14 protein-coding genes and 1 pseudogene are annotated in these 13,684 nt (G+C 70.8%); 11 read left to right on the top strand and 4 right to left on the bottom strand.

Features of this window, described 5'->3' with window-relative positions:
- Positions 1 to 9 precede the first annotated feature (9 nt).
- The 8 genes and pseudogenes from ACIQUR_RS14150 to ACIQUR_RS14115 all read left to right on the top strand — a co-directional run bounded on the left by ACIQUR_RS14150 (position 10) and on the right by ACIQUR_RS14115 (position 6,178).
- Positions 10 to 951 (top strand): polysaccharide deacetylase family protein, encoded by a 942-nt coding sequence (locus ACIQUR_RS14150; protein ID WP_403663403.1) that lies wholly within the window; start codon positions 10 to 12, stop codon positions 949 to 951.
- The gene (locus ACIQUR_RS14145; protein WP_403663400.1) at positions 948 to 1,847 is read left to right on the top strand and encodes a polysaccharide deacetylase family protein; all 900 of its coding nucleotides are present in this window, start codon (positions 948 to 950) and stop codon (positions 1,845 to 1,847) included. The genes ACIQUR_RS14150 and ACIQUR_RS14145 overlap by 4 nt, the downstream gene beginning before the upstream one ends.
- Before the next feature lie 119 nt (positions 1,848 to 1,966).
- Positions 1,967 to 2,362 (top strand): WXG100 family type VII secretion target, encoded by a 396-nt coding sequence (locus ACIQUR_RS14140; RefSeq protein ID WP_403663397.1) that lies wholly within the window; start codon positions 1,967 to 1,969, stop codon positions 2,360 to 2,362.
- 23 nt (positions 2,363 to 2,385) lie between these two features.
- On the top strand, positions 2,386 to 2,691 hold the full coding sequence (locus ACIQUR_RS14135) for a WXG100 family type VII secretion target (protein WP_403663933.1): 306 nt from the start codon (positions 2,386 to 2,388) through the stop codon (positions 2,689 to 2,691).
- A complete protein-coding gene (locus tag ACIQUR_RS14130) occupies positions 2,691 to 4,472 on the top strand; it encodes an RNase A-like domain-containing protein (protein WP_403663394.1) in 1,782 nt (593 codons plus the stop codon). Before ACIQUR_RS14135 ends, ACIQUR_RS14130 begins: the two co-directional genes overlap by 1 nt.
- 117 nt (positions 4,473 to 4,589) lie before the next feature.
- Entirely contained in the window at positions 4,590 to 5,162 is a 573-nt protein-coding gene (locus tag ACIQUR_RS14125) for a hypothetical protein (RefSeq protein WP_403663391.1), read from the top strand.
- Between the two features lie 31 nt (positions 5,163 to 5,193).
- A pseudogene (locus tag ACIQUR_RS14120) lies at positions 5,194 to 5,499 on the top strand (RNase A-like domain-containing protein); the annotation flags it as partial.
- 13 nt (positions 5,500 to 5,512) lie between these two features.
- Complete coding sequence (locus tag ACIQUR_RS14115) at positions 5,513 to 6,178, top strand: contact-dependent growth inhibition system immunity protein (protein ID WP_403663388.1); 666 nt, start codon at positions 5,513 to 5,515, stop codon at positions 6,176 to 6,178.
- A 34-nt stretch (positions 6,179 to 6,212) separates the two neighbouring features.
- Here ACIQUR_RS14115 and ACIQUR_RS14110 read toward each other — a convergent pair whose 3' ends face one another.
- A complete protein-coding gene (locus tag ACIQUR_RS14110; RefSeq protein WP_403663385.1) occupies positions 6,213 to 7,628 on the bottom strand; it encodes an FtsW/RodA/SpoVE family cell cycle protein in 1,416 nt (471 codons plus the stop codon).
- 450 nt (positions 7,629 to 8,078) lie between these two features.
- On the opposite strand from ACIQUR_RS14110, the gene groES reads away from it, so the two are divergent.
- Entirely contained in the window at positions 8,079 to 8,387 is a 309-nt protein-coding gene (gene groES / locus ACIQUR_RS14105; protein WP_030230757.1) for a co-chaperone GroES, read from the top strand.
- Positions 8,388 to 8,502: 115 nt separating this feature from the next.
- The gene (groL, locus tag ACIQUR_RS14100) at positions 8,503 to 10,134 is read left to right on the top strand and encodes a chaperonin GroEL (RefSeq protein WP_399946145.1); all 1,632 of its coding nucleotides are present in this window, start codon (positions 8,503 to 8,505) and stop codon (positions 10,132 to 10,134) included.
- 143 nt (positions 10,135 to 10,277) lie between these two features.
- Here the strand turns inward: groL and ACIQUR_RS14095 are convergent, their stop codons facing one another.
- The 3 genes from ACIQUR_RS14095 to ACIQUR_RS14085 form a co-directional block, all read right to left on the bottom strand.
- On the bottom strand, positions 10,278 to 11,009 hold the full coding sequence (locus tag ACIQUR_RS14095; protein ID WP_403663381.1) for an ester cyclase: 732 nt from the start codon (positions 11,007 to 11,009) through the stop codon (positions 10,278 to 10,280).
- 98 nt (positions 11,010 to 11,107) lie between these two features.
- A complete protein-coding gene (locus ACIQUR_RS14090) occupies positions 11,108 to 11,881 on the bottom strand; it encodes an SDR family NAD(P)-dependent oxidoreductase (RefSeq protein ID WP_403663378.1) in 774 nt (257 codons plus the stop codon).
- Between the two features lie 25 nt (positions 11,882 to 11,906).
- Positions 11,907 to 12,584 (bottom strand): MOSC domain-containing protein, encoded by a 678-nt coding sequence (locus tag ACIQUR_RS14085; protein ID WP_403663375.1) that lies wholly within the window; start codon positions 12,582 to 12,584, stop codon positions 11,907 to 11,909.
- 80 nt (positions 12,585 to 12,664) lie between these two features.
- Between ACIQUR_RS14085 and ACIQUR_RS14080 the strand changes: the two genes are divergently transcribed.
- Entirely contained in the window at positions 12,665 to 13,567 is a 903-nt protein-coding gene (locus tag ACIQUR_RS14080) for a LysR family transcriptional regulator (RefSeq protein ID WP_403663372.1), read from the top strand.
- Positions 13,568 to 13,684 lie beyond the last annotated feature (117 nt).

The raw sequence follows: 13,684 nt of genomic DNA, 5'->3' as shown, positions 1-13,684 counted from the left end.
AAGTCACGCATGGGCGTGCGTGTGGCGGCCGCGGACGCGGCTCCGAACCGGGTACGCGCGGGTGCGCGCGGACGGTACGGCGTCGCACTGGCCGCCCTCCTGGTCGCGGCCCTCGGCACCGCCTGCGGCACGTCGTCGTCCGGCACGGACGCCGCCCGGCAGGAGAAGACGAAGGCCACGTCCCTCGCCGGCCCCGCCGGCGCCGAGAACCGCGCCAGCCGGCTCCGGCAGGCCGAACTGGCCCGGATCGCGGCGGCGAAGAAGTGGGGACTGGACCGGACCCCGTTGCTGCCGCCCGCCCCGCCGGCCGAGAAGCCGGAGATCACCACGCGCAAGGGCTTCGAGGTCGACGGCGGCGAGGACCTGCCGCCGGTCTTCACCACCGTCCCCACCGACCAGAAGGTCGTCTTCCTGACGATCGACGACGGCGCCGAGAAGGACCCCGAGTTCCTCCGGATGATGGACGAGCTGAAGATCCCGTACACGGCCTTCCTCAGCGACTACCTCGTCCGCGAGGACTACGGGTACTTCAGGAAGATGCAGGACCTCGGCGTCAGCCTGAACAACCACACCCTAAACCACCGCTACATGCCCGCCCTCTCGTACGAGAAGCAGCGGCAGGAGATCTGCGGCCAGCAGGACACCATCCAGAAGCAGTTCGGCAAGCGGCCCAGGCTCTTCCGCCCGCCGTACGGCAACTACAACGAGGACACCCTGCGCGCCGCCAAGTCCTGCGGCGTCACCGCGGTCCCGCTGTGGAACGCCGAGGCCTTCACCGACCGGATGGACTGGCGCGAATGGGACCGCGACCTGCACCCCGGCGACATCATCCTCACGCACTTCCGGGGGCGGGAGGACTGGAAGGGCACGATGCCTGACATGATCCGTCAGGTCATGAAGACCGTCACGGCCAAGGGGTACGCCGTGGCAAAACTGGAGGACTACCTGTGACCAAGGCGCGCCGGCTGGTGGCCGGGACGGTGGCGGCCGGTGCGCTGGCGCTCTCCCTCGCGGGGTGTGCGCAGAGTGTGGACCCGATCGAGCGGCTGGGGCGGAAGGCGACCGAGGGGGTGCAGGGCGGCCAGAGCACGCGGCAGCCCAAGGCGCCGGCCTCCGCCTCCGCCGCGCCCTCCGGGGGGACGGGCCACGTCGCCGCGGACGCCCACCGCAGGTGGGGGCTCGCGAAGCCGCTGGAGTTCGCGCCCCGGCCCGCCCACCGGCCCGCGCTGCCGCGGGCCGGGGCCGGCCGGGTGCCGGTGGTGGACCGAATACCCGTACCGGCGGGGGAGAGGACCGTCTTCCTGACGTACGACGACGGCGCCGAGCGGGACCCCGAGTTCCTGCGCATGGTCGCCGACCTGCACCTGCCGGTCAGCATGTTCCTGACGGACAGTGTGGCGTCCGCCGGCTACGGGCACTTCGAGCAGCTGCGGAAGGCCGGCCCGGGCAGCGCGATAAACAACCACACGCTCACCCACCCGAACCTGCGCACCCTCTCGTACGAGCGCCAGCGCGCCGAGATATGCGGCCAGCAGGAGCGCCTGCAGAAGCGCTTCGGCACCAAGCCCCGCCTCTTCAGGCCCCCGTTCGGCAACTACAACGACGACACGCTCCGCGCCGCGAAGGACTGCGGCGCCGAGGCGCTCGTGCTGTGGCGGGCCTCGATGCAGATACACGACATCCGGTACGCGGAGGGCAGCGGCCTGCGGCCCGGCGAGATCGTACTGGCGCACTTCCGGGGCCCGGACGAGCTGAAGGGCACCACGCTCACCCAGATGACGACGCGCATGCTCCGGAAGATCCAGGAGCAGGGCTACCGCATCGGCCGCCTGGAGGACTACCTCTGACGGTTCCTCAGCGGACCGCCGGAGCGCCCCCGGTCACCCGGGGTCCGGTCCGTGTCGGCGGCAACTCCTAGGATGTACGTCCGAACACGCGCACGGGGGCGGACGGACGGGGGCCCGGGATGGACAGAGCTCACCTCGACGTGTCGGAGGACGGGCTGACCAAGCTCGCCGACGACATGGACGCGATGCAGGCGTACCTGGAACAGCAGACGCGGCGCATGGACGCCGTCGTCGACGGCATCGAGAGCGGCTGGGCGGGCCCGACGGCCACGGCGTACCGCAGCCTGCACCAGGGCGTCGCCGAGGACGCCGTACGCATCCGGCAGGTGCTCGTCCTGCTCGAACAGGCCACCCGGCTCTCGCGCGACGGCTTCACCGAGCAGGAGCTCGACACGCTGGGCCGGCTCAAGAAGATGCAGGACACCGAGAACGTCCCGGAGGCCGCCCGCGAGATGGCGGACGGGAACCGGGCGCCGGTACCGGAGCGTCCGCAGAGCCGGATCCTGGACATATGAATCACGGGGGGACGCGTACCACCATGGCCGGCGACGACCGCATCACCGTCGACTTCGCGACGCTCCGCCGCCTCTCCGGGGAGCTGGAGGACATCCTCCGCACCCTCACGACGCGGCTGGACGCGCTGTACGACCGCGCCGAGAAGACCGTGCTGAGCTGGGAGGGCGAGGCGCGCGACGCCTTCATCGACGAGCTCGACAAGTGGGACCGCTCGGCCCAGGACCTCAAGGCCGCCCAGGCCTGGCTCCACGAGGTGGTGGTCAAGGGCCACCTGAACTACGACGCGGCCAACCGCTCCGTCCTCCAGGGCTGGGGAGGCGGCGCCTGATGGCGGGGCCCACGACCCCGGCCCCGGCCCAGCCGCCGGGCGGCAACGGCACGATCGACGTCAAGCCGAGCGACCTGTGGCGGGTCTCCGGGAACATCGCGGCGCAGCAGGGCATGTTCGACAAGGGCGCCAAGGACCTGCTGTCCGGCCTCCAGAAGTACCCGGACGCGGGCGGCAACGGCGACGCGGCCCGGAAGTTCGCCACGTCGTACATGAAGGTCGGCAACCGCTGGCTGGAGGTCTGGGCGAAGGGCGTCTCCGGCGTCGGCGGTGTCGCGGTGGGCTTCACCGAGACGGCGAACGCGTACACGAAGGCGGACGCGGCGGCGCACCCGAAGCAGGGGCAGTCGGCGGAGCAGCGTACGCCGCCCGCGGTGATCGAGAAGATACCGTCCTACGGCAAGGTCCCGGACCTGAAGTGGGGCGACGACGACGGCGGGGACGACTTCATACGGTCGGTCCTGGAGGCCATACCGGAGGTGGTGCGGGGCGTCCTGGCCGAGGTCATCCGCACCGCGTTCCGGGCGGGCCGGCTGGTCGAGGTCTACCCGTACCCCCAGCAGCACTACCTCAACTCGCTCTCCCAGACCTGGGCCGACACCACGATCTGCCTGAGCACGGTGTCCGGCTCGCTGATGGGCGAGGTCAGCACCATCACGAACCCGCAGGAAGCGGACTGGCACAAGGCCATGACCGTGTTCTGCAGCGCGTTGTGGGGCGGGACCGACTGGGGTCAGTCGCGTCACGGGCTCCAGTGGGGGCACACGACCCCGCACGCCCCGGGCACGCAGCGGGTTCCCACCGGCAGCCAGCCGGTGATGACGGTCCTGATGGACACGGCGAAGAAGATCAGCGACATCCTCCGCGAGTACGCCGAGGCCGCCGTCGAGCTGAACGGTGACATCTGGGACGAGTACGTGGAGGCCGCGAAGGAAGCGGCCAAGGAGGTCATCAAGGACGTCAACCTCAAGGACGGGGTGGACGTCAAGGACGCCTGGGGGCTCATCAAGGGCATCGGCAAGTCGGCCAAGAACCTGCTGCTGGAGTGGGAGGTCAACGTCGTCCTGAAGCTGGACACGGCGGAGATCAACCGGATCGTCCAGCGGTACATAGACAAGCTCAACGCCCTCACGGCCCGGTTCGACGCTCTGATGGAGCCGCTGGACGAGGCCTACCTGAGCGCCCCGAAGTACGAGGCGGGCGTCGCTCGGGCCCAGGGGTACGGCGCCCGGGCGCTGGACGAGTTCAAGAACCCGCAGCGCTGGATCTCGCAGGATCCGGGCAGTGGCGCGTACACCCTGGACCTGGCCAGCAACGAGTGGTTCAACAACGGCCACACGCTGGACAAGCACGTGGGCAAGACGGACGAGCAACTGCTCCAACGCCTGCGTGACCAACAGCGGCCGAACGCGGACCCGAACCTCTGGCCGGAGGGCAAGCCCATTCCCAGTGCCTCCTCCTCGTTCAAGAACTATGCGGAAGCACAGCGGCTCACCCAGTACAACCTCAACCGGCACAAGGCGGAGATAGAGAAGTGGCTTGCCGGTCCGCCGGACCCGGCCACCACCCCGATGCCGCCCTTGGTGTCCCCGTCGCCAAACGGCGAGGTCACCGGCCGCAGCGTGCAGCGCAACGCGGACCCGAACGACGCGGAGAAGGGCTGGCAGTACAACGGCATGAACGCCAAGGTCGAGGACGTGAACCGGATCCAGACGATGATCCGTTACAGCCCGAACACCGACCCGAAGTTCACCGTCGTCACGTCGATGCCGACGAAGTAGGCGAAGCCGCGCGTGTCCGTCATGGCCACGGGTCCGTCGTCGTCTCCGACACGGATACCGGCGTGTACTGGACCTTTGACGACTGACCCACTCCGCACCAACAGAGGATCCGTGAGCATGCCCGTCGACCAGGCCACCTGGGAAGCCGCCGTCCGCAAGCTGTACGGCGGGACCTTCGCGTACGTCGCCACCGCGCCCCGTAGGCACGAGGACTGGCGGCTCGACGTGCTGGACGTGATGCGGCGCGCGGTGGACGATCCGCGTGGCTGGACGGGGCTGGACGACTGCCCCGAGGGGTACTCCGAGGACGGGGAGGAGGGGCCGTCGTACCCCTTCGAGGAGCTCACGGCCGACGTGCTCGGCGCGCGGCTCTACGAGGTCGAGCCCGAGGCGGCCGCCGAGCAGCTGGTCGCCATGGCCGCACCCGGATGCAGGCTGTCGAACGCCCTGCCCCTCTTCGCGGAGGGGCTGGACGAGCTCCTCGGCCTCGCGCGCAGCCTCGTCTCCCGGCACGGCGAGGCCCCGGCGTTCTTCACCAACGTCGCCCAGGCCTACGACGACCGGCACCCCGACTACGACGCCACGTTCCGCACCTGGCACGGCCTGACGGTGTACGTGCAGGACATCGGGCTCGTCGCGGTGTCCGACTCCGAGGTCGGCGTGTACTGGACCTTCGCCCCCGAATACTGACCCCGCCCGCCCGCTCACCGTACGAGAGAATTCGAGCATGCTGACCCGATCCGCCACTTATCCCGACCGGGAGACCGCGCAGTGGGCCACCCAGATGGTGGTGACCGCCAACGAGCAGGCGGTGCACCGCTGGCTCGCCCAGGGCACGCGGCCGCGGCTGACCATCGAGGCCGCGTGGCCCTCCCGTGAGGAACCGGTCGGCCGGGTGCTGCTGGAGGCGATGATGCTGGCCGGCCGCGAGCCCGTCGACGTACGGGCCGCCCGCGTCGTGCTGCGCCGCGAGCCCCGCAGCCCGCACGGCTTCGTCGTCCAGACCACCCTCCCGATCTACCTGTAGAGGCGCCGCGACCGTGCCCATGAAGCCCCTCGACCACGACCGCCGCTACGGCGAGCTCGACCAGGTCATGCGCGCCTACCTCGGCCAGGCGGCCGACGACACGCCGGAGAGGCGCAGCACCGCGCTCGACGCCTATCTGCGCCACACCTGGCACACCCGTCCCTGGGCCATCGCCGAGGCGGAGCGTCAGCTGCGCGAGTACGGCCGGAACCCCCCGGGCCGGCTGCGGATCAACCTCGGCGAGTTCTACTCCGTCCCCGACACCGGGCTGCCCGAGTCCGCGATCGGCGACTGGCTGCTCGTCCTCGCCGACCACCTCAAGCAGAGCATCGAGAGCGGCGACGTGCCCGCGCCCGCCAGCCCGCAGACGCACTGGGAGTGGCACGCCCGCTTCCCGGAGACGGCGCAGCTGCTGGGCGGGTGGTTCTCGCAGGACATCGTGGACGAGTTCGCCGACCACGAGGCGGCCGTACGGGACTACGCCGAGGGCACCGACCCGCAGCTGGTCGCGCGGCTCGTCGGGGAGCTGCACGAGCTGATCGCCCTGCCGCTGGACGAGCCCGACTACGCCCTGGCGGCGGCGGAGCTGGGCATGGAGGTCGGGCCGCCGGAGCCCTTCTCGTACGTGGTCTGGTTCCGGGCCGTCGCCGAGCAGCTCGCCGCTCCCCGCGGGGAGTGAGCGGAGGGGCGGGGGAGTTCCCCCGCCCCTGCGGTCAGCTCCCCGCCGGCGCCGCGACCACCGGGGTGATCGTCGTATCCACCGGGCCCCGGGCGTCCGCCTCGCGCTGGCGCTCCGCGCTGTCGGAGATCCGCAGCAGCAGCGCCACCATGATCCAGTTGGCCACCAGGGAAGAGCCGCCCTTGGCCAGGAACGGCAGTGCCTTCCCGGTCAGCGGGATCAGGCCCGTGACCCCGCCCGCGACCACGAAGACCTGGAGCGCCAGCGCCGCCGCCAGGCCCACGGCCAGCAGCTTGCCGAACGGGTCGCGCGCCCCCAGCGCCATCCGCAGCCCCCGCTGCGCCAGCAGCGCGTACAGCAGCAGGACGACCATGACCCCGGCCAGGCCGAGCTCCTCGCCGATCGTGGTGAGGATGAAGTCGCTGCGGCCGGCGAAGCCCACCAGCTCCGGGTGGCCCTGGCCGAGGCCGGTGCCGGTGATGCCGCCGCTGCCGAAGCTGAACAGGGCCTGGGCCGACTGCTCGGAGACGATGCCCGGCGGCCGCTGGTCCTCCGGCAGGTAGATCGCCAGCGGGTCCAGCCAGGCGGCCACGCGCCCCTTCACGTGGGGTTCGGTCGAGCCGACCACGAAGGCGCCCAGCGCGGCCATCAGCAGGCCGCAGACGATCCAGCTGGTGCGCTCGGTGGCGACGTACAGCATCACCACGAAGACGCCGAAGAAGATCAGCGAGGTGCCGAGGTCGCGCTCGAAGACCAGCACCAGCAGCGAGACGATCCAGACGGTGATGATCGGGCCGAGCTGGCGCATCGGCGGCAGCCGCACGCCCAGGACCTTCCGCCCGGTCAGGGAGAGCGAGTCGCGGTGGGTGACCAGGTAGCCGGCGAAGAAGACCGCGATCATGATCTTCACGAACTCGCCCGGCTGGAGCGACTGCCCGCCGATGACGATCCACCGCTTGGCGCCGTACATGTCCGCGCCGAAGAACATCGGGGCCATCAGCAGCACCAGCGCGACCAGCATGGTGATGTAGATGAACCGCCGGAGGTGGCGGTGGTCGCGCAGCACCATCAGCACGGCGATGCAGATGGCGGCGCCCACCACGGTCCACATCAGCTGGTTCGGCGCGGTCGCCCCCGACTTCGGCCACTTGGCCAGGTACGTCGTGTCCAGGCGGGCCAGCAGCACCAGGCCGATGCCCGACAGCAGCAGCGTGACCGGGAGGATCAGCGGGTCGGCGTACGCGGCGAAGCGGCGCACGGCCAGGTGCCCGACCAGGGCCAGCAGGGTCATGCTGATCGCGAAGTCGGCGAGGTTGTCCGGCAGCGCGCCGGTCATCGACAGGCCGACGCTCGCGTGCCCGCCGACCGTGATCAGTACGACGAAGGCCAGCAGCAGCGCCTCGGTGCGCCGTTTGGCGCCCGCCACCGTCAGGGGGGTCAGTCCGCGCACGGGATGCCGTCGCCGTCGATCGCGCCGGGGGCGTCAGGGCCGGCAGCGGCCTGACGCCCGATCTGCTCGGCTATGAGGCGCTTTATCTTCATGTCCTCAACGACGTTGACGTCCCCGCCGTGGTTCCTCGCGAACCCTTTGATGGGAAAGGTCACAAACGCGAGGTCCCTGCCGTTCCGGCCCCGGGGGGCGGCCCGCAGCGGGTGCCGGGGGCGGCTCCGCGCAGGTGCTTCCGGTGGCCGGTGCGGGTGGAATCCGGGGTGCGGCGCGCAGTGGATTGGCACTCCGCTTGACCGAGTGCTAATCGCCGGAATAGTCTCGGCCCTGGCACTCGCCCCCGGTGAGTGCCAACACAGCGACGGGCAGGTCCGGCACCCGCGACGACGGATCGACCTGGTCGCCACCTCAGACAGTTAACCCCGTGAGATCTCCGAAGGGGGAGGTCGGATCGTGACGACCGCCAGCTCCAAGGTTGCCATCAAGCCGCTCGAGGACCGCATCGTGGTCCAGCCGCTGGACGCCGAGCAGACCACGGCCTCTGGCCTGGTCATCCCGGACACCGCGAAGGAGAAGCCCCAGGAGGGCGTCGTCCTCGCCGTGGGCCCGGGCCGCTTCGAGGACGGCCAGCGCCTGCCGCTCGACGTCTCCGTCGGCGACATCGTGCTGTACAGCAAGTACGGCGGCACCGAGGTGAAGTACAGCGGCGAGGAGTACCTCGTCCTCTCGGCTCGCGACGTGCTCGCGATCGTCGAGAAGTAGTTCACCCAAGCACCGCACTGAAGCAGATGCTTTGACCTGCGCCCCGGGCCCCAGACCTCCATATCAGGGTGCCCGGGGCGCAGTTCGTCTCACCGAAGAGGACTGAAACGCTCCCATGGCGAAGATTCTGAAGTTCGACGAGGACGCCCGTCGCGCCCTCGAGCGCGGCGTCAACAAGCTTGCCGACACCGTCAAGGTGACCATCGGCCCCAAGGGCCGCAACGTCGTCATCGACAAGAAGTTCGGTGCCCCGACCATCACCAACGACGGCGTCACCATCGCCCGTGAGGTCGAGATCGAGGACCCGTACGAGAACCTCGGCGCCCAGCTCGTGAAGGAGGTGGCGACCAAGACCAACGACATCGCGGGTGACGGCACCACCACCGCCACGGTCCTGGCCCAGGCCCTGGTCCGCGAGGGCCTGCGCAACGTCGCCGCCGGCGCCTCCCCGGCCGCCCTGAAGAAGGGCATCGACGCCGCGGTCAAGGCGATCTCCGAGGACCTCCTCGCGACCGCCCGTCCGATCGAGGACAAGTCCGACATCGCCGCCGTGGCCGCGCTCTCCGCGCAGGACCAGCAGGTCGGCGAGCTCATCGCCGAGGCGATGGACAAGGTCGGCAAGGACGGCGTCATCACCGTCGAGGAGTCCAACACCTTCGGTCTCGAGCTCGAGTTCACCGAGGGCATGGCCTTCGACAAGGGCTACCTGTCCCCGTACTTCGTGACGGACCAGGAGCGCATGGAGGCGGTCCTGGAGGACCCCTACATCCTGATCAACCAGGGCAAGATCTCCTCCATCCAGGACCTCCTGCCGCTGCTGGAGAAGGTCATCCAGGCGGGTGGCTCCAAGCCGCTGCTGATCATCGCCGAGGACGTCGAGGGCGAGGCCCTGTCGACCCTGGTCGTGAACAAGATCCGCGGCACCTTCAACGCCGTCGCCGTCAAGGCGCCCGGCTTCGGCGACCGCCGCAAGGCGATGCTCCAGGACATGGCCACCCTCACCGGTGCCACCGTCATCGCCGAGGAGGTCGGCCTCAAGCTCGACCAGGCCGGTCTGGACGTGCTGGGCTCCGCCCGCCGCGTGACCGTCACCAAGGACGACACCACGATCGTGGACGGCGCCGGCTCCTCCGAGGACGTCCTCGGCCGCGTCAACCAGATCAAGGCCGAGATCGAGTCCACGGACTCCGACTGGGACCGCGAGAAGCTCCAGGAGCGCCTCGCGAAGCTGGCCGGCGGCGTGTGCGTGATCAAGGTCGGCGCCGCCACCGAGGTGGAGCTGAAGGAGAAGAAGCACCGTCTGGAGGACGCCATCTCCGCGACCCGCGCCGCGGTCGAGGAGGGCATCGTCTCCGGTGGTGGCTCCGCTCTGGTCCACGCCGCCAAGGTCCTCGCCGACAACCTGGGCAAGGACGGCGACGAGGCGACCGGTGTCGCCGTCGTCCGCCGCGCCGTGGTCGAGCCGCTGCGCTGGATCGCCGAGAACGCCGGCCTCGAGGGCTACGTCATCACCTCGAAGGTCTCCGAGCTCGAGAAGGGCCAGGGCTTCAACGCCGCCACCGGCGAGTACGGCGACCTGGTCAAGGCCGGCGTCATCGACCCGGTCAAGGTCACCCGCTCCGCCCTGGAGAACGCCGCCTCCATCGCCTCGCTGCTGCTCACGACCGAGACCCTGGTCGTCGAGAAGCCGGCCGAGGAGGAGGACAACGGCCACGGTCACGGCCACGGTCACGGCCACAGCCACTGACCCCGCGCTGACGCGCAGGCCCCCGTCGCATCCGTGCGGCGGGGGCCTTCCCGTGTCCCGTTGCGCGCTCCGGCGCTCGTACCGCGGGGGCGTGCCCAGGCGCTCGTGCCCGGCCGGCGGGGCCGGGCCGCGGTGATGCGGCGTCAGCGGGCCGCGCCCATCCCCTTGTCCGCGCTCATGCTCATGTCCATGCCCATCTCGCGCATGAGGCGCATGAGGTCGTAGTGCCACCAGCCCTCGGCGATCATGCCGTCCCGGCAGCGGAAGGTGGTGGTGCCGGTGGTCTCGTAGGTCTTCCCGGTGGGGGCCATCCCCATGAAGTCGCCCGTGTGCTTGCCGCGCCAGGTCCACACGGTGGTGACGAGGTCGTCCTGCGCCAGCTGGGCGTCGACGGCGAAGGACATCTCGAAGCCGCCGCGCCACATCCGGACGTCCTTCATCATCTCGTCGCGCCCGACGACCGTCTGCTCCGCCTTGCTGATGTCGTGGTCGATGTAGTTCGAGGCGAAACACTCCTCCATCACGGCCATGTTGCCGTTGAGCATGACCTCCTCGAACACCCGGTTGACCAGCATGGTGTTGAGGTGTTCGTCGCGGACCACGTCCAGGTTGGTGAACTTCGGCATGCCGTCGCACAGCGCGACCATCTCGTGGAACATGCGGTCCGTCTCGGGGAGGTTCGAGTTCCTCATGGCCTCCTCGTACGAAGGGAACTCCACGACGTCGACGTAGTGGTCGTTCATGTCGCGGTCCTTGCCCACGATGCTGTGGGTCAGCGTGCGCTTGCCGTGGCTCTGGGCGACGTACTTGTCGAGCAGGTCGTTCATGGCCTCGGGCTGGTGCGTCTTGTAATCGACCAGTTGTACGAATGTCATGGCGGTCTCCCGGGCTGGAAGGAACAGTCCCAATTTTAGTGAAGAACCACCCGTTCGGCTGGTTTAGTGCCTTTTCAACCGCTTCGCGGCCGCCTTCCTCACTGGGGTCCGTACTTCCGCCCGGTCCGCGAGGAGACCCCGCCCAGCAGCCCGCGCGGCGTCAGCTTCACGACGCCCATCAGGGCCTTGTACCGCGGGTCGGGGATCGAGACGGTACGGCCCCTGGCCAGGTCGGCCAGGGCCGCCGTGACCAGCTTGTCGGCGTCCAGCCACATCCAGTTCGGGATGTTGTCCGTGCCCATGCCGGCCCGCTCGTGGAACTCCGTACGCACGAAGCCGGGGCACAGGGCCATCAGCCGCACCCCGGACCCCGCCAGGTCCCGCGCCGCGCCCTGGGTGAACTGCACGACCCACGCCTTGCTCGCGCCGTAGGTGCCGCGCGGTACGAAGGCGGCCACGGACGCCACGTTGACGATCCCGCCCCGGCCGCGCTCCCGCATGCTCGCGGACGCCGCCGAGGTCAGCCGCAGCACCGCCTCGACGTGCACCTTCAGCATCGTCAGCTCGTCGGCCATCGAGACTTCGAGGTAGCGCCCCTTGTTGCCGAACCCGGCGTTGTTGACCAGCAGGTCGACCGGGTCGCGGCGGTCGCCGAGCCGCTGCTCGACCGCCGCGATGCCCTCCTCCGTCGACAGGTCGGCGGTCAGCACCTCGGCCTCGATCCCGTGCCGGTCGTGCAGTTCGGTGGCCTGCTCGCGCAGCCGCCCGGTGTCCCGGGCCACCAGCACCAGGTTGTTCCCCTGGGCGGCCAGCTTGCGCGCGAAGGCGGCGCCGATGCCCGCCGTGGAACCCGTAATCAGAGCAGTCGTCATGTGCGCAACCTAGCCGCCGCAGGTTTCAGCCCGTCGCCCCGCCGTGCTTGGCCAGGTACGCGTGGACCTTTTCCCGCGCCTCCGGCTCCATGGCGTCACCGGCGGCGAGCGTCCGCGGCAGCAGGTCCCGCTCGGTGGTGAACGCACGGAACCAGAAGGCGACCGTGACCTCGTGGTCCGGGCGGTGCACGACCTCGACGGCGTCGCCGGGCGAGACCTCGCCCTCCTGGACCACCCGGAGGTACGCGCCGGGCAGCGCGGCCTGCGTGAAGCGCTTCACCCAGCCGCCCTCGTCCAGGTGCCCCGCGAAGGTGCGGCACGGGATGCGGGCCGAGGCCACCTCCAGGACCAGGTCCCGGCCGACCCGCCAGCGCTCGCCGATCCGCGCGCCGTTCACGTCGACGCCCGCGGTGGTGAGGTTCTCGCCGAAGATCCCGCCGGGCAGCTCGCGGCCCAGCTCCCGCTCCCAGTGGTCGAGGTCCTCGCGGGCGTAGGCGTAGACGGCCTGGTGGTCGCCCCCGTGGTGGCGCAGGTCGCAGACCGCGTCACCGGCCAGGCCGCTGCCGCCGACCCCCCTGGGCCCGGGGGCGAAGACGTGTACGGGGCCGGGCACGGGCGCCTTGCCGATGCCCGTGACGCCCACGGACGGATCGGTGTGGTCCACGGCGACGGCGCGGCCCAGGTTCACGGAGAGCAGATGCATGGCCGAACGCTAACCGAGGGTGCCCCAAAGCAGCACGCCAATATGCGCCACGGCGTCAAAGGGGGGCTTATGCTCGAAGGGTGATCGAGGCACGTCATCTCCGAGTCCTGCGCGCCGTCGCGGCCACGGGCTCCTTCTCCGCCGCCGCCCGCGAGCTGGGCTGCACGCAGCCCGCCGTCTCCCAGCAGATGAAGGCGCTGGAACAGTCCGCCGGTACCCCGCTGCTCATCAGGACCGGCCGCGAGATGCGGCTGACGCAGGCCGGCGAGGCGCTGGTGCGCCACGCCGCCGGCATCCTCGCCGGACTGACCGCCGCCGAGGAGGAGGTCGCGGCCATCGCGGGCCTGCGCGCCGGGCGGGTGCGCCTGGTGTCCTTCCCCAGCGGCAGTTCGACCCTGGTGCCGAAGGCGCTGGCGGCGATGCGCGCCGAGAACCCCGGCACGCGCGTCTCGCTCGTGGAGGCCGAGCCGCCGCGGTCGGTGGAGATGCTGCGCGAGGGCGACTGCGACGTCGCCCTCGCGTTCCGGTACACCGGGGCCGCGGGGACCGGCCCCGCCGAGTGGGAGGACCTCGTGGTCCGGCCGCTGCTCACGGACCGGCTGGTGGGCCTGGTGCCCGAGGATCACCCACTGGCCGGCGCGGAGCGCGTGGGGATGGCCGAGCTGGCCGGTGAGCCGTGGATCGCCGGCTGTCCGCGCTGCCGCCGCCACCTGGTGGAGGTGTGCGAGGGCGTGGGCTTCACCCCGCGCATCGACTTCGCCACCGACGACTACCCCGCGGTGGTGGGGCTGGTCGGCGCGGGGCTCGGCGTGGCCGTGCTGCCGGAGCTGGCCGTGGAGTCCGTACGGACCGGGGCGGCCAGGACCGTGACGGTGGAGCCCGCCGTGGAGCGCGAGGTCGTCGCCCTCACGCTGCCCGACCTCGCGCGGGTGCCCGCCGTCGCGGCCATGTTGGACCGGCTGGAGCACGCCGCGGCGCGGTGAGGTGTCGCGGGGGCGGGGCCCGGGGGGGCCCCCCCCCCCCCCCCCCCCCCGGGGGGCGGGGGGGCCCCCCCCCCCCGCCGGGTGTGCGGGATGGGTACCTCAGCGCCGTTAGAACAC

Origin of the sequence: Streptomyces sp. NPDC101132 (assembly GCF_044759225.1) — a bacterium.
Lineage (GTDB): Bacteria > Actinomycetota > Actinomycetes > Streptomycetales > Streptomycetaceae > Streptomyces.
Note: the sequence above shows the minus strand (reverse complement) of the source record. Positions and strands in the feature narration are given on the sequence as shown.

Bases quoted from the DNA above. Each gene is read 5' to 3' on its own strand.
- groL (WP_399946145.1), top strand. From the start codon at position 8,503: ATGGCGAAGATTCTGAAGTTCGACGAGGACGCCCGTCGCGCCCTCGAG.
- ACIQUR_RS14090 (WP_403663378.1), bottom strand. From the start codon at position 11,881: ATGACGACTGCTCTGATTACGGGTTCCACGGCGGGCATCGGCGCCGCC.
- ACIQUR_RS14125 (WP_403663391.1), top strand. From the start codon at position 4,590: ATGCCCGTCGACCAGGCCACCTGGGAAGCCGCCGTCCGCAAGCTGTAC.
- ACIQUR_RS14095 (WP_403663381.1), bottom strand. From the start codon at position 11,009: ATGACATTCGTACAACTGGTCGATTACAAGACGCACCAGCCCGAGGCC.
- ACIQUR_RS14140 (WP_403663397.1), top strand. From the start codon at position 1,967: ATGGACAGAGCTCACCTCGACGTGTCGGAGGACGGGCTGACCAAGCTC.
- ACIQUR_RS14135 (WP_403663933.1), top strand. From the start codon at position 2,386: ATGGCCGGCGACGACCGCATCACCGTCGACTTCGCGACGCTCCGCCGC.
- ACIQUR_RS14150 (WP_403663403.1), top strand. From the start codon at position 10: ATGGGCGTGCGTGTGGCGGCCGCGGACGCGGCTCCGAACCGGGTACGC.
- ACIQUR_RS14130 (WP_403663394.1), top strand. From the start codon at position 2,691: ATGGCGGGGCCCACGACCCCGGCCCCGGCCCAGCCGCCGGGCGGCAAC.
- ACIQUR_RS14085 (WP_403663375.1), bottom strand. From the start codon at position 12,584: ATGCATCTGCTCTCCGTGAACCTGGGCCGCGCCGTCGCCGTGGACCAC.